This is a genomic window from Peribacillus deserti, assembly GCF_002863585.1.
Lineage (GTDB): Bacteria > Bacillota > Bacilli > Bacillales > DSM-1321 > Paraperibacillus > Paraperibacillus deserti_A.
The window spans coordinates 79,148-95,135 of sequence record NZ_PGUY01000043.1 but is presented as its reverse complement, the minus strand read 5'-3'; the positions used below and the strand labels follow the sequence as shown (position 1 = coordinate 95,135).

The 15,988-nt window shown below is 41.1% G+C and carries 17 protein-coding genes and 1 pseudogene; 11 read left to right on the top strand and 7 right to left on the bottom strand.

Going from position 1 to position 15,988, the window contains the following annotated elements:
• Positions 1–166: 166 nt before the first annotated feature.
• The 7 genes from CUU66_RS14170 to CUU66_RS24900 all read left to right on the top strand — a co-directional run bounded on the left by CUU66_RS14170 (position 167) and on the right by CUU66_RS24900 (position 8,248).
• The gene (locus CUU66_RS14170; RefSeq protein WP_257968005.1) at positions 167–1,588 is read left to right on the top strand and encodes an isochorismate synthase; all 1,422 of its coding nucleotides are present in this window, start codon (positions 167–169) and stop codon (positions 1,586–1,588) included.
• On the top strand, positions 1,575–3,320 hold the full coding sequence (gene menD / locus CUU66_RS14165) for a 2-succinyl-5-enolpyruvyl-6-hydroxy-3-cyclohexene-1-carboxylic-acid synthase (protein ID WP_101643285.1): 1,746 nt from the start codon (positions 1,575–1,577) through the stop codon (positions 3,318–3,320). The genes CUU66_RS14170 and menD overlap by 14 nt, the downstream gene beginning before the upstream one ends.
• Positions 3,320–4,135, top strand: a complete 816-nt coding sequence (gene menH / locus CUU66_RS14160) for a 2-succinyl-6-hydroxy-2,4-cyclohexadiene-1-carboxylate synthase (protein WP_101643283.1) — start codon at positions 3,320–3,322, stop codon at positions 4,133–4,135. Before menD ends, menH begins: the two co-directional genes overlap by 1 nt.
• 91 nt (positions 4,136–4,226) lie before the next feature.
• Positions 4,227–5,045, top strand: a complete 819-nt coding sequence (menB, locus tag CUU66_RS14155) for a 1,4-dihydroxy-2-naphthoyl-CoA synthase (RefSeq protein WP_101643281.1) — start codon at positions 4,227–4,229, stop codon at positions 5,043–5,045.
• A gap of 367 nt (positions 5,046–5,412) precedes the next feature.
• Positions 5,413–6,900 (top strand): o-succinylbenzoate--CoA ligase, encoded by a 1,488-nt coding sequence (locus tag CUU66_RS14150; RefSeq protein ID WP_101643279.1) that lies wholly within the window; start codon positions 5,413–5,415, stop codon positions 6,898–6,900.
• A gap of 3 nt (positions 6,901–6,903) precedes the next feature.
• A complete protein-coding gene (gene menC, locus CUU66_RS14145) occupies positions 6,904–8,016 on the top strand; it encodes an o-succinylbenzoate synthase (protein ID WP_101643277.1) in 1,113 nt (370 codons plus the stop codon).
• Between the two features lie 100 nt (positions 8,017–8,116).
• The gene (locus CUU66_RS24900; protein ID WP_257968004.1) at positions 8,117–8,248 is read left to right on the top strand and encodes a hypothetical protein; all 132 of its coding nucleotides are present in this window, start codon (positions 8,117–8,119) and stop codon (positions 8,246–8,248) included.
• Positions 8,249–8,331: 83 nt separating this feature from the next.
• On the opposite strand, the gene CUU66_RS14140 is transcribed toward CUU66_RS24900, so the two are convergent.
• Positions 8,332–9,273 carry a metal ABC transporter solute-binding protein, Zn/Mn family gene (locus CUU66_RS14140; RefSeq protein ID WP_101643275.1) on the bottom strand — a complete coding sequence of 314 codons (942 nt, stop codon included), beginning with the start codon at positions 9,271–9,273 and terminating at the stop codon, positions 8,332–8,334.
• Between the two features lie 168 nt (positions 9,274–9,441).
• Complete coding sequence (gene yidD / locus CUU66_RS14135; protein WP_101643273.1) at positions 9,442–9,675, bottom strand: membrane protein insertion efficiency factor YidD; 234 nt, start codon at positions 9,673–9,675, stop codon at positions 9,442–9,444.
• Positions 9,676–9,804: 129 nt separating this feature from the next.
• On the opposite strand from yidD, the gene CUU66_RS14130 reads away from it, so the two are divergent.
• Positions 9,805–10,278 (top strand): S-ribosylhomocysteine lyase, encoded by a 474-nt coding sequence (locus tag CUU66_RS14130; protein WP_101643270.1) that lies wholly within the window; start codon positions 9,805–9,807, stop codon positions 10,276–10,278.
• Positions 10,279–10,766: 488 nt separating this feature from the next.
• Here the strand turns inward: CUU66_RS14130 and ytzI are convergent, their stop codons facing one another.
• Both ytzI and CUU66_RS14120 read right to left on the bottom strand, forming a co-directional pair.
• Positions 10,767–10,940, bottom strand: a complete 174-nt coding sequence (gene ytzI, locus CUU66_RS14125) for a YtzI protein (protein WP_101643308.1) — start codon at positions 10,938–10,940, stop codon at positions 10,767–10,769.
• Positions 10,941–11,095: 155 nt separating this feature from the next.
• Positions 11,096–11,347, bottom strand: a complete 252-nt coding sequence (locus CUU66_RS14120; protein WP_101643268.1) for a DUF6154 family protein — start codon at positions 11,345–11,347, stop codon at positions 11,096–11,098.
• 304 nt (positions 11,348–11,651) lie between these two features.
• Here CUU66_RS14120 and CUU66_RS14115 point away from each other — a divergent pair, with 304 nt between their 5' ends.
• Together CUU66_RS14115 and ytkD are read left to right on the top strand one after the other, a co-directional pair.
• A complete protein-coding gene (locus CUU66_RS14115) occupies positions 11,652–11,966 on the top strand; it encodes a hydrolase (RefSeq protein ID WP_101643266.1) in 315 nt (104 codons plus the stop codon).
• Positions 11,967–12,063: 97 nt separating this feature from the next.
• The gene (gene ytkD, locus CUU66_RS14110) at positions 12,064–12,540 is read left to right on the top strand and encodes an RNA deprotection pyrophosphohydrolase (RefSeq protein ID WP_180955292.1); all 477 of its coding nucleotides are present in this window, start codon (positions 12,064–12,066) and stop codon (positions 12,538–12,540) included.
• A gap of 125 nt (positions 12,541–12,665) precedes the next feature.
• Here the strand turns inward: ytkD and CUU66_RS14105 are convergent, their stop codons facing one another.
• The 3 genes and pseudogenes from CUU66_RS14105 to CUU66_RS14095 all read right to left on the bottom strand — a co-directional run.
• The gene (locus CUU66_RS14105) at positions 12,666–13,478 is read right to left on the bottom strand and encodes an ABC transporter permease (protein ID WP_101643262.1); all 813 of its coding nucleotides are present in this window, start codon (positions 13,476–13,478) and stop codon (positions 12,666–12,668) included.
• Positions 13,453–14,238, bottom strand: coding sequence for an ABC transporter ATP-binding protein (locus CUU66_RS14100; protein ID WP_101643260.1), 786 nt, complete (start codon positions 14,236–14,238; stop codon positions 13,453–13,455). The genes CUU66_RS14105 and CUU66_RS14100 overlap by 26 nt, the downstream gene beginning before the upstream one ends.
• A 12-nt stretch (positions 14,239–14,250) precedes the next feature.
• Positions 14,251–14,715 (bottom strand): annotated as a pseudogene (locus CUU66_RS14095) (ABC transporter substrate-binding protein); the annotation flags it as partial.
• 226 nt (positions 14,716–14,941) lie between these two features.
• Between CUU66_RS14095 and CUU66_RS14090 the strand changes: the two are divergent.
• Positions 14,942–15,988, top strand: coding sequence for a nucleotidyltransferase domain-containing protein (locus CUU66_RS14090; protein WP_101643258.1), 1,047 nt, complete (start codon positions 14,942–14,944; stop codon positions 15,986–15,988).

Sequence of the window (15,988 nt, the reverse complement as noted above, 5' to 3'; positions counted from 1 at the left end):
CCCAAATACAGGGAATTTCAACAGTGGAGGTCCGTTAATATATAATAAGGAAAACAATAGGTTTTGGACTTCTTCTGCCGGCTTGAATAATTGACATAGAACTGGCTGGAGGTGTATCTTTAAATAGGTTTACAAGGTATCGCAGGACAAGAAGGGGGGATAAATTTTGATTACTGCCAACAAAATGAACATCATGGAAAACCTTCATAAAGCAAGGGTTGCAGCTAAAGAAACGAATAGCAGTGTTCTATTCAGTGAAGTTACAAAAATCGGCATGCTGGACCCCCTTTCATTTTACCAATCCGGAAACGAAAGTTATACCGGAGATAGATTTTTCTGGCAGGATCCAAAGAAAGAAACGGTTCTTGTTGGAATTGGCAAAATAGATGTTTTTCAAAGTTCTCATAATCAAAATAGATATAACACGATAGAACAGCGATGGGAAAAATTAATTGACCATGCATGTATTATAAAAAATCAAGATGTCCCTGGGACTGGCCCCTTATTATTTGGCGGCTTTTCTTTTGATTCCGCAAAAAATAGTTCTTTGCTATGGGATCAATTTGGAGATCATTTATTTTATATTCCTAAGTATTTACTTTCCATTATAGATGGACAGGCTTATCTGACGATCAATGCTTTGATTGACCATGAGGATGATCTTTCGCTCTTAACAGAATCGGACAAGGAAAAAGACGAACTCCTTGAGAAGGCGCTGAATTACGTGGAACAGCCTGCTGCACAAAACGAGCTGCTTGAGCAAATCGAAGTATGTCCTGAAGAGTGGAAAGATACCGTTCAAAGTGCAATTAATGAGATAAGAACAACTGACCTGGATAAAATAGTATTGGCACGTGAAACCCGGCTTAGGTTCCAATCAGACATTTCCCCTGCACCTGTACTGAACAGATTAGCAAGGGAACAGCCGACGAGTTTTATTTTCTGTTATGAATCAGGAAGTGATTACTTTATCGGTGCTTCCCCAGAGCAGCTTGTTAAAAAGAACGGAACCACATTGTCCTCTGCATGCCTTGCAGGGTCTATTGCTAGAGGCAAAACTGCTGAAGAAGACGATCTGCTTGGTAAAACTCTTCTTCATGACCAAAAAAATCTAATCGAGCATCAATATGTCGTGTCCATGATTAAGCATGCCATGGAAACGATCTGCAGGAAAGTCTCGGTCCCAGATGGACCAGAGCTTATGAAGACCAAACATATTCAGCATCTATATACTCCAGTTTCAGGTGAGTGCACGGAAGACATTTCCATCTTTGACTGTGTCGAGAAACTTCATCCTACTCCTGCAATGGGTGGACTGCCAAAAGAAAAAGCAGTGGAGAGAATTAGAGAATTAGAAATATTAGAACGGGGTTTCTATGCATCGCCCATTGGATGGACTGATGGAAAAGGCAATGGGGAATTTGCCGTTGCCATACGTTCTGCACTCGTTCAGGGCAATGAAGCTTCTCTTTTTGCAGGATGCGGGATTGTAGAGGATTCCGAGCCTGAAAGCGAGTATATTGAAACTGCCATTAAATTTAAGCCTATGCTTAGTGCTTTAGGAGGAAATCTCCATGCAACATCGTGAAGCTTTAACCGCTTATACAGGTGCTTTTGTAGACGAACTGGCAAAAGTACAGATTAAGCATGTGGTTGTCAGTCCAGGCTCCCGCTCGACTCCGCTTGCCTATATGCTTATGGAACATCCTGATATTCAGGTTCATATGAACATAGATGAAAGATCAGCTGGATTCTTTGCACTCGGATTAGCCAAAGCTTCTAATAGTCCTGTTGGGCTTCTTTGTACATCTGGAACAGCGGCAGCTAACTATTACCCTGCAGTTGTAGAAGCTTATAATTCCAGGGTTCCGCTGCTGGTAATGACGGCAGACAGGCCGCATGAACTGAGAGATGTCGGTGCGCCGCAGGCTATTGACCAGATTCACTTATACGGTAAGCATGCCAAATGGTTCGTAGAAATGGCACTTCCCGAAAATACAGAAGAAGGCTTGAATTATGCCAGGACGATTTGTGCGCGTGCAGCTGCAGCTGCAGTATCTGCTCCAGCGGGACCCGTACATTTGAATTTTCCGTTCAGGGAACCACTTATTCCTTTCTTAAATGAACCAAAGTGGTTTGGTGAAACAATGGGACCCAGCATTCAGGTGGAACAATCTATACCTATTCTCTCTGAAAATGCCTTTAAGCATTACGCCGATCGAATCTCTCGTGCTGAAAAGGGATTGATTGTATGCGGGGGAATGGATTCAGCAGAATTTAACGCTGCTGTCGTCTCTTTGAGTGAAAAGATTGGATTTCCAATATTGGCAGATCCGCTTTCCCAATTAAGAAGCAGCAGCTTTGTATCCGAAACAGTTATAGATACGTATGACACTTTCCTCCGATATGAGGAAGTTAAAGAGAATCTCAAGCCGGATCTTATCTTGAGGTTTGGTTCCATGCCTGTTTCTAAAGCTCTGGCCATCTTTATAAAACAACAGAAAGAGTCAGATGTACTCGTGATAGACGGTGGGGCAGGCTGGAGGGAACCAACTGGAACAGCCTCGGCTTATGTGTATTGTAATGAAGCTGTTTTCTGCCGCGAAATCACAGACAGGAGCACTCCTTCGCCTTCATTTGAGTGGATGGATATCTGGAAAAAGGTTAGAGACTATACGAAACAAGGCTTACTCAGAATTCGTGATATTAAAGAGCTGGATGAAGGAAAGCTGTTCGCATTGCTAAATGACTTAATGCCTGATGGATCAGGTCTTTTTGTTGGAAACAGCATGCCTGTGAGAGATCTTGATTCCTTTTTTCACTCCTCTTCTAAAAAGGTCCGGATGTTTTGTAATAGAGGAGCAAATGGGATTGATGGTGTAGTTTCTACAGCTCTTGGTGTGAGCACAGTTGTTGACAATACGGTATTACTCATTGGGGATTTGAGTTTCTTTCATGATATGAATGGCCTGCTCGCAGCTAAACTTTTGAAATTGAATATAACCATTGTAGTCGTAAACAATGATGGGGGCGGAATTTTTTCATTCCTTCCGCAATCTAACGATGAAAGGCATTATGAAACTTTATTCGGAACGCCGCATGGTTTAAACTATCAGCATGCTGCAAATTTATATGGAGCTGAGTATTTCGTCCCGCAGAATTGGGACGAGTTTACGGATGCTTTTACATCTTCTTTTAACAATAGAGGTCTAAAGGTAATTGAAGTGAAAACGGCAAGAGAGTCTAATGTCCAAAAACATCGAGATTTGTGGAAAGATGTTTCCCGGGAAATTACGAGTCTTCTGAAAGAGCAATCCTAATGAAAATCCTATGCAGCGGCATTGAGTATAATATAGAGATCCGCGGGGAGGGTGAGGCGCTTGTACTGCTTCATGGTTTTACCGGTTCCGCAGAAAATTGGGATTACCCATCGCGGTTTTTTTCTGAAAATCTTAAACTCATTGCCATAGATATAATTGGACACGGAAAAACGGAGAGTCCTACAGACTTATCTAGATATAGTATGGTCCGTGTTGTGGAAGATTTGAAACTTATATTTGATACATTAAATATTGGCAAGGCCGCTATATTAGGCTATTCAATGGGAGGGCGGCTGGCATTATCGTTTGCAGCTCTCTATCCGGAATATATTAATTCCCTTATCCTGGAAAGTGCTTCTCCCGGCCTGAATAACGAGCAGGAACGCGATGTTAGGACTAAGTCTGATTGGAAGCTTGCAGAATTCATTGAAGGAAAAGGCATGGAGGCTTTTGTTGATTACTGGAGCCACATTCCTTTGTTTCAATCCCAGCTGCTTCTATCAAAAGAGGAACAAGAATCAATAAAGAAACAAAGGCTGAACAATACAAAGCATGGTCTGGCAAATAGTTTGAGAGGGATGGGTACCGGTGCTCAAGCCTCTTGGTGGAATACCCTTAAAACCCTTTCCTTCCGAGTCCTGCTGATAACAGGTTCCCTGGATAAGAAATTCTGTAAACTAGCTGCCGAAATGAATGAATTGCTGACAGCAGGAGTTTGGGTCATAATAGAAAATGCGGGTCATGCAGTTCATGTAGAACAACCTGAAGAATTCGGTCATATAGTTAGTGACTTTTTAGCTGACGGGAAGGTATGAAACGGCCTCCTAAGGCGAAAGATGCAGGGCTTTCAGGTCTAAATGGATTTAGAAGCCGCAATATCACAACAATTTTGAGAGGGGTTTAACAATGGCAAGAGAATGGATCTCCGAACGCAAATATGAAGAAATCCTGTACCAGACGTATAATGGAATTGCTAAAATTTCTATCAACCGTCCACATGTACATAATGCCTTTACACCAAAGACGGTTATGGAATTGATTGACGCTTTTGCATATGCGAGAGATGATGCTAATATAGGTGTCATTATCCTGGCTGGTGAAGGCGGAAAAGCATTCTGCTCAGGCGGTGACCAGAAAGTCCGCGGCCATGGCGGCTATGTGGGTGAAGATCAGATCCCGCGCCTGAACGTATTAGATCTTCAACGCCTGATCCGTGTAATACCAAAGCCGGTTATCGCAATGGTTGCAGGCTATGCCATCGGTGGAGGCCATGTACTTCATATAGTCTGTGACCTGACAATCGCAGCAGATAATGCTGTTTTTGGACAAACTGGTCCAAAGGTAGGGAGCTTCGACGCAGGATACGGCTCTGGTTATCTAGCACGCATCGTTGGACATAAAAAGGCAAGGGAAATCTGGTTCTTGTGCCGTCAGTATAATGCCCAGGAAGCACTTGATATGGGTCTGGTCAACACAGTGGTGCCTCTTGACCAGCTTGAAGATGAAACGGTTCAATGGTGTGAGGAAATTTTAGAGAAAAGTCCAACTGCTATCCGTTTCCTAAAGGCTGCATTTAATGCAGATACAGACGGTTTAGCAGGAATACAGCAGTTCGCTGGAGATGCGACTCTTCTTTATTACACAACAGATGAAGCAAAAGAAGGCAGAGATGCTTTTAAAGAAAAACGGAAACCAGATTTTGGGCAGTTCCCTCGTTTCCCTTAATGTTTCACACAGCTTGACGATACTCGTCAGGCTGTTTTTGTAATATTAGGATTTATATCGCTGCTCCTTCCGAGCTTATATACTGTCCAGCACCAGGCAGAGACCCTTGTAAGCCAGCCAGCCCATGAGAGAAAAGCGCTTCTCATGGCCAGCTCGCCGTATGCTTGGTTTACGCACGATGCACATGCGAGCCAGGTTCGAGCGTGGTAAGGTAGACTAAGCTTCTATAGTCGCTACGGCTCGCGAATGTGCCTTCCTTATACCTAATGTGAGGTAAAAGGAATTTGCTCAATTGTCCAATTAAACATATTGTGATGGAAGGCACCGCTTTCCTTGAATACATCCAGTCTAGCAAAAGGAATGATGAATGATGGGACATTCTGAATGTCTGCCAAATTGGCTTGAAAAAAGGTCGGAGCTTTCTCCTGAGAGGATTGCTTTGGAATTCAAAGACCAAAGATATTCGTTCTTAGATATGCATAATCATGCAAGGAACTGGGCGTCGGCTTTTTATTCTGAGGGAATCAGAAGAGGGGATACGGTCGGCCTTTTGGCTGCCAGCCATGCAGACACCGTTTTTATTCTGCATGCTCTGTTTTATTTAGGAGTAAAGGTTGTTCTGCTTAATTCCCGGCTTACTCAAAACGAATTGAGATTTCAGCTGGATGACTCAGAAGCTTCCTTTCTCATTAGTGAACAAATATACAAAGATCAAGTGAATTTCCTATCTAATCATGGAATTACGGCTTTTATTAAAGAGGACTTTCTGGACAAAAATTGCGGGGAAGCGCCTATTCTTCATGAATTTGTATTAGAAGAGACAGCAACGATCATGTATACCTCCGGAACAACTGGCAAACCAAAAGGAGTCTTGCAAACGTTTGGGAACCACTGGTGGAGTGCGGTTGGTTCTGTATTGAACCTCGGACTGCATGAGAAGGATACCTGGCTATGCACAGTTCCAGTCTTTCATATCAGCGGTCTTTCGATTTTAATGAGAAGTGTCATTTACGGTATTCGCGTTATCCTTCATGACTCATTTAATGAGAAGCTTGTAAACGATGACATAAGGAATAAAGGAGTGACCATCATTTCTGTTGTTACCGCTATGCTTAACCGAATGATTTCTAATTTGGGAGACCAAAAGTATCCCAGGACCTTTAGATGTATGCTGCTAGGCGGGGGGCCAGCTCCTAGATCTCTGCTGGAAGATTGTAAGCTTAAGCATATACCGGTTTTCCAAACGTACGGAATGACGGAAACCTCTTCACAGATTGTTACTCTCTCACCCGAATATAGCATGGAAAAGCTCGGTTCAGCCGGGAAACCTTTGCTGCCTTCTGAGTTATATATTGAATTGGATGGCAAAAAAGCGCCTGCCTATCAAGCGGGTGAAATTGTCGTGAAAGGGCCGAATGTAACCAAAGGATATTTTAACCGGGCAGAGGAGACTCATAAGGCTCTCAGGGACGGCTGGTTTTATACGGGAGATATTGGGTACCTTGATGACGAAGGATTCTTGTTTGTTATGGACAGAAGGTCTGATTTGATTATTTCCGGCGGAGAAAATATTTACCCTGCTGAAATAGAAGGCGTATTATCCAGGCATCCTCATGTGTTTGAAGCGGGAGCTGCTGGTTTTTCAGATTCGAAATGGGGGCAGGTTCCTTATGCTTTTGTTGTTTTAACCCAGGAGAATGCAGTGTCGGAAGAAGAATTAAAAGAGTTTTGTAAACAGTATCTCGCATCTTATAAAACTCCTAAACGTATTATTTTTGTCAAAGAACTGCCGCGGAATGGCTCTAATAAGCTGCTGAGGAGAGAGCTACATACATTATTGGAAGAGGAGCAGTAATCTATGAACATTAAGCGGGTATCTTTATATTTTATTTCTGCCCCTTTAAAACAGCCCTTTATTACTCACCTGGAAACTGTGACAGAAAGAGAGGCTATCATTGTTGAAGTTACGGACAGGGACGGTATGAACGGATACGGAGAAGTGACGGCCTTTTCCAGCCCCTGGTATACCGAAGAAACCCTTGTTACGGCTCAGCACATGTTAAAGGATTTTTTAATTCCAGCTTTATTTCAATATGATATTGCGGATCCAAAAGAGTTAGAGTTCATTTTCAAGCGGTTCAGAAGAAATAACATGGCAAAGTCCGGCCTGGAGCAGGCTATATGGGATCTATACGCCAAGCAGCAGGGAGTATCTCTTTCCAAGCTGTTCGGAGGGACTGCAAAAAGGATCCCATCAGGGGCGGTCGTATCCGGGGGTGTAAGCAATAAGGCAATACAACAGATCGAGGATCTTCATAGAGAAGGGTACCAGCGCTATAAGATTAAAATCAGCAGAACCAATGATACAGATATTCTGAGAGATATTCGAAGGTTTTTTCCGGATATACCCCTTATGGCTGACGCAAATTCGGACTATACATTGGAGGATATCGATCATTTGAAGGCACTCGATGAATTCAGGCTGCTTATGATCGAGCAGCCGCTTGCGCATGACGATATAGCCGAGCATTCTATCCTTCAGCAAAAAATTAAAACACCGATCTGTCTTGATGAGAGTATTCATTCTTTGCAAGATACTAAAGGTGCACTGTTAATGGGCAGCTGTAAAATCATAAATATTAAGATGAGCAGAGTGGGAGGCTGGATTCAGGCTAAAAAAATCCACGATCTCTGCTTAGATAAAAATATACCGGTATGGTGTGGAGGGATGGTTGAGTTTGGTGTCTCCAGAGCGCATAATATCGCACTTGCTTCACTTCCTGGATTTACAATACCAGGAGATATTTCGTCTTCTGCGCGATACTGGGAGGAAGATATCATTATTCCAGATGTTAAAGTGGTTAATGGCTGGATATCTGTACCCGAAAAAAGCGGGATTGGGTTTGAAATCAATGAAGGAAGATTGTTAGCACTCACGAACCATAAAGAAGTTTACAAAGCAAGGGATTAAAATAAAATAAATTTTCTGAAAATGGGCTTTTGCCGATTTTCTCTTTACTGCTAATTTGATTATAATAAGAGTAATCAATAAATAAAAGGCAGGGGAATTTATGAAAATTAATAATAAGCCATATTTAATTGCTGAAATTTTACTATTACGCGGGCTGCCGGAGTATGTAATCAAAACGATCACTAGGCTGGCTGATGATGAGCTTCAGGCTTTAAAACAAAAATGGATCTAATCAAGCTGCTGCTCATGAGAAAGCGCTTTAATTTTTGATTAAAAATAAAAACCTTGCCGTTAAGACAAGATTTTCATGGCAAATTATTTATTTAGAGCCGTTTTTAAAGCAGCAAGGTTTTTATTCATGAGACTAAAATAGTCTTCTTTTTTTTCGATATCATTCTCTGTAAGAACAGCCAGATTATGGAGGGTCAAAGGTTTTGCACCGACTTCTTTTTGAATCGTTTCTGTTAATTTAGAGCTTACATTTTGTTCAAAGAACACATAGTTGATTTTATGTTCTTTTGCCGTTTGCACGACTTCTTTCAGCTGTTTTTGCGAAGGTTCACTGGAAGAAGACAAACCTGAAATGCTTATTTGTTTTAGTCCATACCGTTTTTCCCAGTATCCATAAGCAGCATGTGAAACAATGATTTCTTTCCGTCCGGCTTCATTAATCGTTGTTTTGAATGTATTATCCAATTGGTCCAGTTTTGCAGAAAGCCTCGAATAATTATTCTCAAAATACTCCTTTTTCTCTGGTTTTTTAGCTGCCAGATCATTCTTTATAACTAAAGCCATTTGTTTAGCAAGTTCCGGATCCATCCAAATATGAGGGTCAACATCACCGTGTTGATGGTGCTCTTCTTCATGATGGTCTTCGGCGCTGGCTTTTGGAAGTTTTATTTTTTCTCCCACTGCAGACATTTCTACATCTTCACTTTTAAAGATATCATCTGCTTTAGTAACAAATCCCTCCAGTCCGTGGCCGATATACAAGAAGAGGTCTGCTTCTGTCATGTCGATTATATCTTTTTGAGAAGGTTCATAGGTATGTTCGTCAGTCCCTGGTGGATATACAGATGAAACCTTAACATATTTTCCGCCAATGGTATCTGCAAAGTATTCAAGGGGGTACACCGTAGAATAGATTTTGATTATCTCTTCACCCTTGACTTCTTTTTGTTGAGATTCTTTATCTGCCGAACAGCCAGCTGTTAAGAAGGCTGCTGTAATGATTGCAATCATAAATTTTAGTCTCAAAGTGTGTTCCTCCTGATATTTTAATAAGTCGGATTGATTACGATTTAGTGAAAAAAGAAAAATAATTCGAAATGATTCCGAATTACCCTAGATTATATTATCGAAAAATCAAAAATATATCAAGTGTATTTATTGGAAAATGAAAAGTTGCCGTCTTCAGCCTTAAACTTATTTTTTCCTTTCATCATTTTCAGGAACAGGGTCAAAGCCTCCAGGATGAAAAGGGTGGCATTTTAATATGCGGATTAGTGTTAAATAGCCCCCTTTTAAGGGACCAAACCGCTTGACTGCTTGAAGACCGTAATGAGAGCAAGTCGGATAAAACCTGCAGGCAGGCGGCTTTAAGGGCGATATAGCGACTTGGTAAAAGCGGATTATGCCTATTAGTAATTTTTGAATCATATCAGTACCTTCATTTCGTTTTAATCTTGATAATTCCGGTAGGATTTATAAAGTTTTTTGTAGAAAATTAATGAAAACCTTTAAGAAAAGTAGTAAAATAAAACTTAGACTTACAAAAGGAGTGATAATATGCCTTCAGTAGAAAGCTTTGAACTCGACCATCATGCAGTCAAAGCCCCTTATGTCCGCCATTGCGGTGTTCACAAGGTTGGAAGTGACGGTGTTGTTAATAAATATGATATTAGATTCTGCCAGCCAAATAAGCAAGCAATGAAGCCTGATTCCATTCACACTTTGGAGCACTTATTGGCAATCAATATCCGTAAATACACAGAAAAGTACAATCACTTCGATATTATCGATATTTCTCCTATGGGCTGCCAGACTGGCTTCTATTTAGTAGTAAGCGGTGAACCAACGGTTTCTGAAATTATCGATGTACTAGAAGAAACGATGAAGGATGCAATTGAAGTGACTGAAGTACCTGCTGCAACAGAAAAGCAATGCGGCCAGGCAAAGCTTCACGATCTCGAAGGGGCAAAAAAACTGATGAAGTTTTGGCTGACCCACAGCAAAGAAGAGCTTCACCAAGTATTTGCATAATAAAAAATGGGATTGGCCTGAATGAGCCAGTCCCATTTTTTATTATGCGATAGTGCACACTTTCACTTTTTTATAGGAATGAGTAACCGGCGCAAAGTCCAGAATCTAAGACTTCGGGGTGCTGCACTCTCGCTCAGTGAATGATTTATTCCGTGAGAGATTCTTCGAAAAGACGACTTCATTGACTTTTGCTGAGTGGAGCACTTTTTTTGCAATGGCTGTTTTCGCAAACTTTGTTGTTATTGAATAAGGGGGTGATTTCCACTACAGGATACTCGCGGACCTTAGGGGCGTGCGCTGAGCCTCCTCGGCTTCGCCTGTGGGGTCTCACCTGTCACGCTGCTCCCGCAGGAGTCTCGCACCTTACGTTCCAATCAACCTGTTTAACAATAAGGAAGGTTCACATAACTATTAAAAAAACAACAATCTTTTAGAAAAGAGCGTTTGCAATAAAACGAGAGCGGTACTGAAGTACAAAACCTACAAAATCAATTGTCTGCCGGATCATCATCCACCGTAGAGTTCTCTTCCTTTAGTACATTGGGATTATTTTCGATTGGATCTACTGTATGTTTTACAGTGTAAGCTTTGGAAGTTGTTAATACAGCTAACAAAAGCACAACCAGTACGATAATGATTGAAATAATCAAAATGATTTTTATAAAAGCCACCACCTTCTGTTATACATTGTCATGTTTTCTTTATTTTAACATAGGGGAGTCTGTGCTGCTTGTACGATTTTTTTGTCCGCAGGCTGCCGCTGGCAGATAAAAAGCCTTAAGAGGGATACCTCTTAAGGCTTGATAGGCAGTATGTATCAATGAACATTACGGGACGGGTATGGCAAATGTTTTTCGAAGTTTTCCTGAGCGAATTTACCTTTTAAGCTTTCTATAATATAGAGGCCCATCAGGTTGATCAGCTCTTGATTATCCATCTCATGGATTAATCCCAGTATCTCTTCACGGCTTAATTGTTCAAGTACAGCAAAGGCCAGCATATCAATGTCTTCATCATTTCCGGTCAGCTTCGACTTATACAGTTCATACAATTCTTCAATTAGTTTCATTTTTTTCACCCCTTGCAGTTATAATTTTTCCTATGGCGTAACCTTCTTAAAGGTGATATTAGACGATTCTCTACTGCTTCTATATTATTCGTTTGGATTAAATATGATATGTCGCTTATTTTTTTTATTACCCTTTTATCTTTCGTTTAATCTATTTTTACCCAATTGCCTTAAATAAATTTCCTGTTGTTTTAATCGTTACTGGTTGATGCTGTATGCTTCATGACTGACACATTTTGTGTATGGAACGAATTAAGAGCAGAGAAACTAACTCAGGAAGGAATTTAGAAAGGCTGGGTTGTTCTTGAAGGAAAATAAAAAAACCTATTATATTACAGTCGCAACTGGACAGATTTCCCAGGACCGTGAAGCATCCGAGTGGAATTTTAAAATAGAGGCATCACCAGACGAGGTAAGGAAGCTGAGAGAATATTTTGATATGAACGCTTCTGAAGACTGGATGACATTCTGGAGAGCTCACGTGCCATTTATGGAATATCATCAGGATAAGTCCAATGACAATTTTGATGGTACATTGAAGGATGTATATCAAATGATATACACGCTGGGTGATACGGAAGCAAAAAATCACATCGACAGCATGGGGATTTTAAAATAGACAAACCATCCAGTTATACCACCCTTTTTGTCAGAATGTGCGTTAATTTGTTATGATAATTTATAAAAAGCACTTATACAAAGGGCAAGGTATTCAAATGGAACAGTTTATAGATAAGAACGGCTGTATCGTCTCTTTTTCGGAGAACAATCAAGAATTTCTCGCGAGATCGGGGCATGTTTTAGTTATATGTATCTACGAGGGGAAATGGGTGCTAACGCAGCACAAAATAAGGGGATGGGAATTCCCGGGTGGGAAGGTTGAGGAACAGGAGTCGGTAAGGGATGCGGCTGAAAGGGAAGTATATGAGGAAACGGGTGGAGTTTCAGGTACCCTTTTTTACCTCGGTTCTTACCATGTGGATTGTGGCGGCAGCTCATTCTATAAATCCGTTTTTTTCACCGTGCTGAAATCCTTGGAAACCAGGGGGAATTATTATGAAACAGACGGACCGCTCCTTGTAGCCCGCCTGCCGGAAAATTTAACAGGAGATGATCGGTTTAGCTTTATAATGAAGGATCGGGTAATTCCGGTTTGTATGCGCCTTATTGATCAAAGAGGTCTCTGTAAATGAAAAGAGAACCTTGGCAGGTTCTCTTCATTTAGCTAATCCTCATGGTGCTGTAACCTGCATTCACGAGACATAAGCCAATCAGTCTATGAGAGAATGTGTTCGTAAAAGCACTGTTCTCCCCTTTTCTAGTTTGAACTTTTAATGATTTTTCTTTCTAAATACTCTACCAGCTGATACATAATGGTGGCAAAGATGGCAATGATGAGAAGTGACATTAGCACAAGTCCGAAATTAAATACCTGGAAACCGTAAATGATCAAATAGCCGAGTCCCTGCTGTGAAACCAGAAACTCTCCCACAATAACACCTACCCAGGAAAGTCCGACATTCACTTTTAATGTAGAAATAATAGTAGGGAACGAAGCGGGTAGAATGGCTTCTTTAAAACAGACATATCTTGATGCTCCAAAAGTCTTCAGTACTTTAATATAATTCGGATCGACCTCTTTGAACGAGGTATACACTACAATCGTTGTAATGATTACAGAGATGATTGCTCCCATTGCAATGATAGAAGTAAAGCCTGGTCCGAGAGCTACGATGAGAATAGGTCCGAGGGCTACTTTAGGCATCGCGTTCAATATTACCAGATATGGATCAAGTACCTTTGATGCAAGCGGCGACCACCATAAAAAAGCTGCAAGCAGTGTACCGCTCAGTGTGCCGAGTATAAAGCCCAATATGGTTTCAAAAACGGTAAACCCAATATGAGTGAAAATGGAACCATCCTGGATCTTCGAAATGAGCAGCTCAACAATTTTGGAGGGGGAACTGAAGATTAAAGGGTCGATCCATTCAAGCCAGCTTGACAGCTCCCATAAAGCAAAAAAGAAAGCAAAAATAAAGAACTGGTAAGTCCGGACGATCCGTTTTTCCCTCAGCAGAGACCCTATATATTGCTGATGAAGCTGTTCAATACGATGGGGTTTGCTTTTCAAGATTTTCAAGCTCCTTCCATACGGTTTGAAATAATGAAGAATATTCTGGATGGGCTCGTGCGTTAAAGGGTGTAAGGTTCCTTAGGACTTCAGGAACATCAATCTGCTTATAAATCCTGCCTGGATTCGTAGAAAACAAGAATATCGTATCACTCATGGCAATTGCCTCCCCTATGTCATGTGTGACCAATATGGCTGTTTTACTAAACGATTTAAGGGTGGCCGATACAAGATCCTCCAACTTCAGCTTGGTTTGAAAGTCAAGAGCTGAAAACGGTTCATCCAAGAGGAGGAGCTTTGGTTCAGCCGCAAGAGTCCGTACTAGTGCAATCCGCTGTTTCATCCCGCCGGATAGCTGCTTAGGATATTGTTTTTCCGTCCCCTCAAGACCAATTTCTTTAAGCAGCTTGAAGGTCTTTCTTCTTGATAATTCGTTGTCTTTCTTCAAGATCCGCAGTCCCAGAAGTATATTTTCTTCTATCGTTTTCCAAGGAAACAGATAATCCTGCTGCAGCATGTATCCGATCATTGGCTCCTGCGCTTCCCTTATAGGCCGCCCTTCAACAAGCACCTCGCCGCTGCTCGGTTCAAGCAGACCGGCTATAATGGAAAGCAAGGTCGTTTTGCCGCAGCCGCTTGGACCGAGAAAGGAGAGAAATCGGCCTTCCTCGACGTCCAGACTTATGCCGCTTAATGCAGTTTTCGCGGTTTTCTTTGTGAAGTAGGTATGGCTTACATGTTGGATACTAAGAAAGCTCATATAAAAGCCTCCTCAATCTTTGGAAATTTTTTCAGCGATATCAGTGTTAACGAGGCTTTCATGACTAACCCTCTTCGGCAGTTCCCCAGCTTCATCCATAATATTCTGAAGATTATCCCATTCATCTTCATCCAGAACCGGATTTTTCGCAAAAGACTCTTGTTTTTTGTACCGGTCAACTACCGTAGTAATAAGCTCCAAGTCTGTATCCGGAAAGAAGGATTGTATGGCTTTGGCCGTTTCTGCCGAACTATGCTCATACACCCATTTTTGGGCTTTATAAACAGCTCTTGTGAATTTTTCAGCTGCATCTTTTTTATCTTTCAAGAAGCTTTCTTTTGCCATGAAAGTGGTATATGGAATATGACCGGATTCCGTACCGAACGAAGCAATGATATGGCCTTTTCCTTCTTTCTCGAATACACTGGCGGTGGGTTCGAACAATTGTACATAATCACCGGTTCCTGACGCAAATGCAAATGGATACAAAAAACACTACAAATATTCTGCGATTTTCGTATGGATAAGAAATTTCTATTTGTACAGCCAATATGAAAAGTGAGTAAGGAAGTTCTGCCCCGATGGGATATAAATATCTTGTTGTTAAATTAATGAAATTGTATAATTATGTCATTGAATGGCAGGGATTTATACTTTTTTTTGGACTTTCATAGGTTACTATTCTTTAACGATGAGGTGTTTTATGGCGAATTTGCAATCCGATTTCATACAATTTCATAATGCAATCAAACTGGATTACGATGACAATAAAGAGTTAAGGGATAAGCGGGATGAACTACTGGAAATTTTAGATGAAGAATTGCCGTCAGACGCCGGTTCATATGACATCTTCCATCAAGGAAGTTACGCTATGCATACCGGCGTTAAGTCCTTGGATGGTGGAGATTATGACATTGATGTCGGAATAATTTTTCACGTGTCGAAAGAAGATTACTCTAATCCCGTAACGGTAAAAAAGTGGGTTTATGATGCCCTTTGTAAACAATATGACAATGTTGAAATGAAGAAGCCTTGCGTAACTGTAAAGTTTGAATCAGAGGGTGCCGATGAAAGAAATTACCATGTGGATTTCGCTATTTATATTGATGGAGAAGATAGTGAGGAAACTACACACCATGCTAAAGGTAAACTACACAGCAACGCCGATCAACGTTGTTGGGACGAGGCTGCCCCTAAAAGGCTTGTGAACACTATCAAGAATAATCTTTCCGATGGTGATGACCGTAAGCAGTTCAGAAGAGTTATCCGATATATGAAAAGATGGAAGGATATCAAATTCCGAGGTCAAGTCAATCGTCCTTCCGGAATTGGACTTACAGTTGCTGGGCTTAGTCATTTTCAGTCCAAATACACACCTGATTTATTTTCCAATACCAAGACCTATAATGACCTGGAAGCTTTAGAGTCATTTGTTCAAAATATGCTAAATAAATTTATAACTATGTGGAATCAAGACACTGGTCAATACGAAGATAGGCTAGAAGTACACCTTCCTACCCCTACTTACAATGACATCTATGAAAAAATGACCGTGAATCAGATGAGCGATTTTAAGGGGAAACTTCAAACTTTACTGGAAAAATTGAAAGAAGCTAAGAGTGAAACAGATCCGGTAGAGGCGTGTAAGTTTATGCGTGAAGAATTTGGGGATGATTTTCCGGTTCCCGATAAACCTACTACCGGTGAAAAAAGAGGAGCGGCAATTATTGTTGATCATTCATCGGCTTGA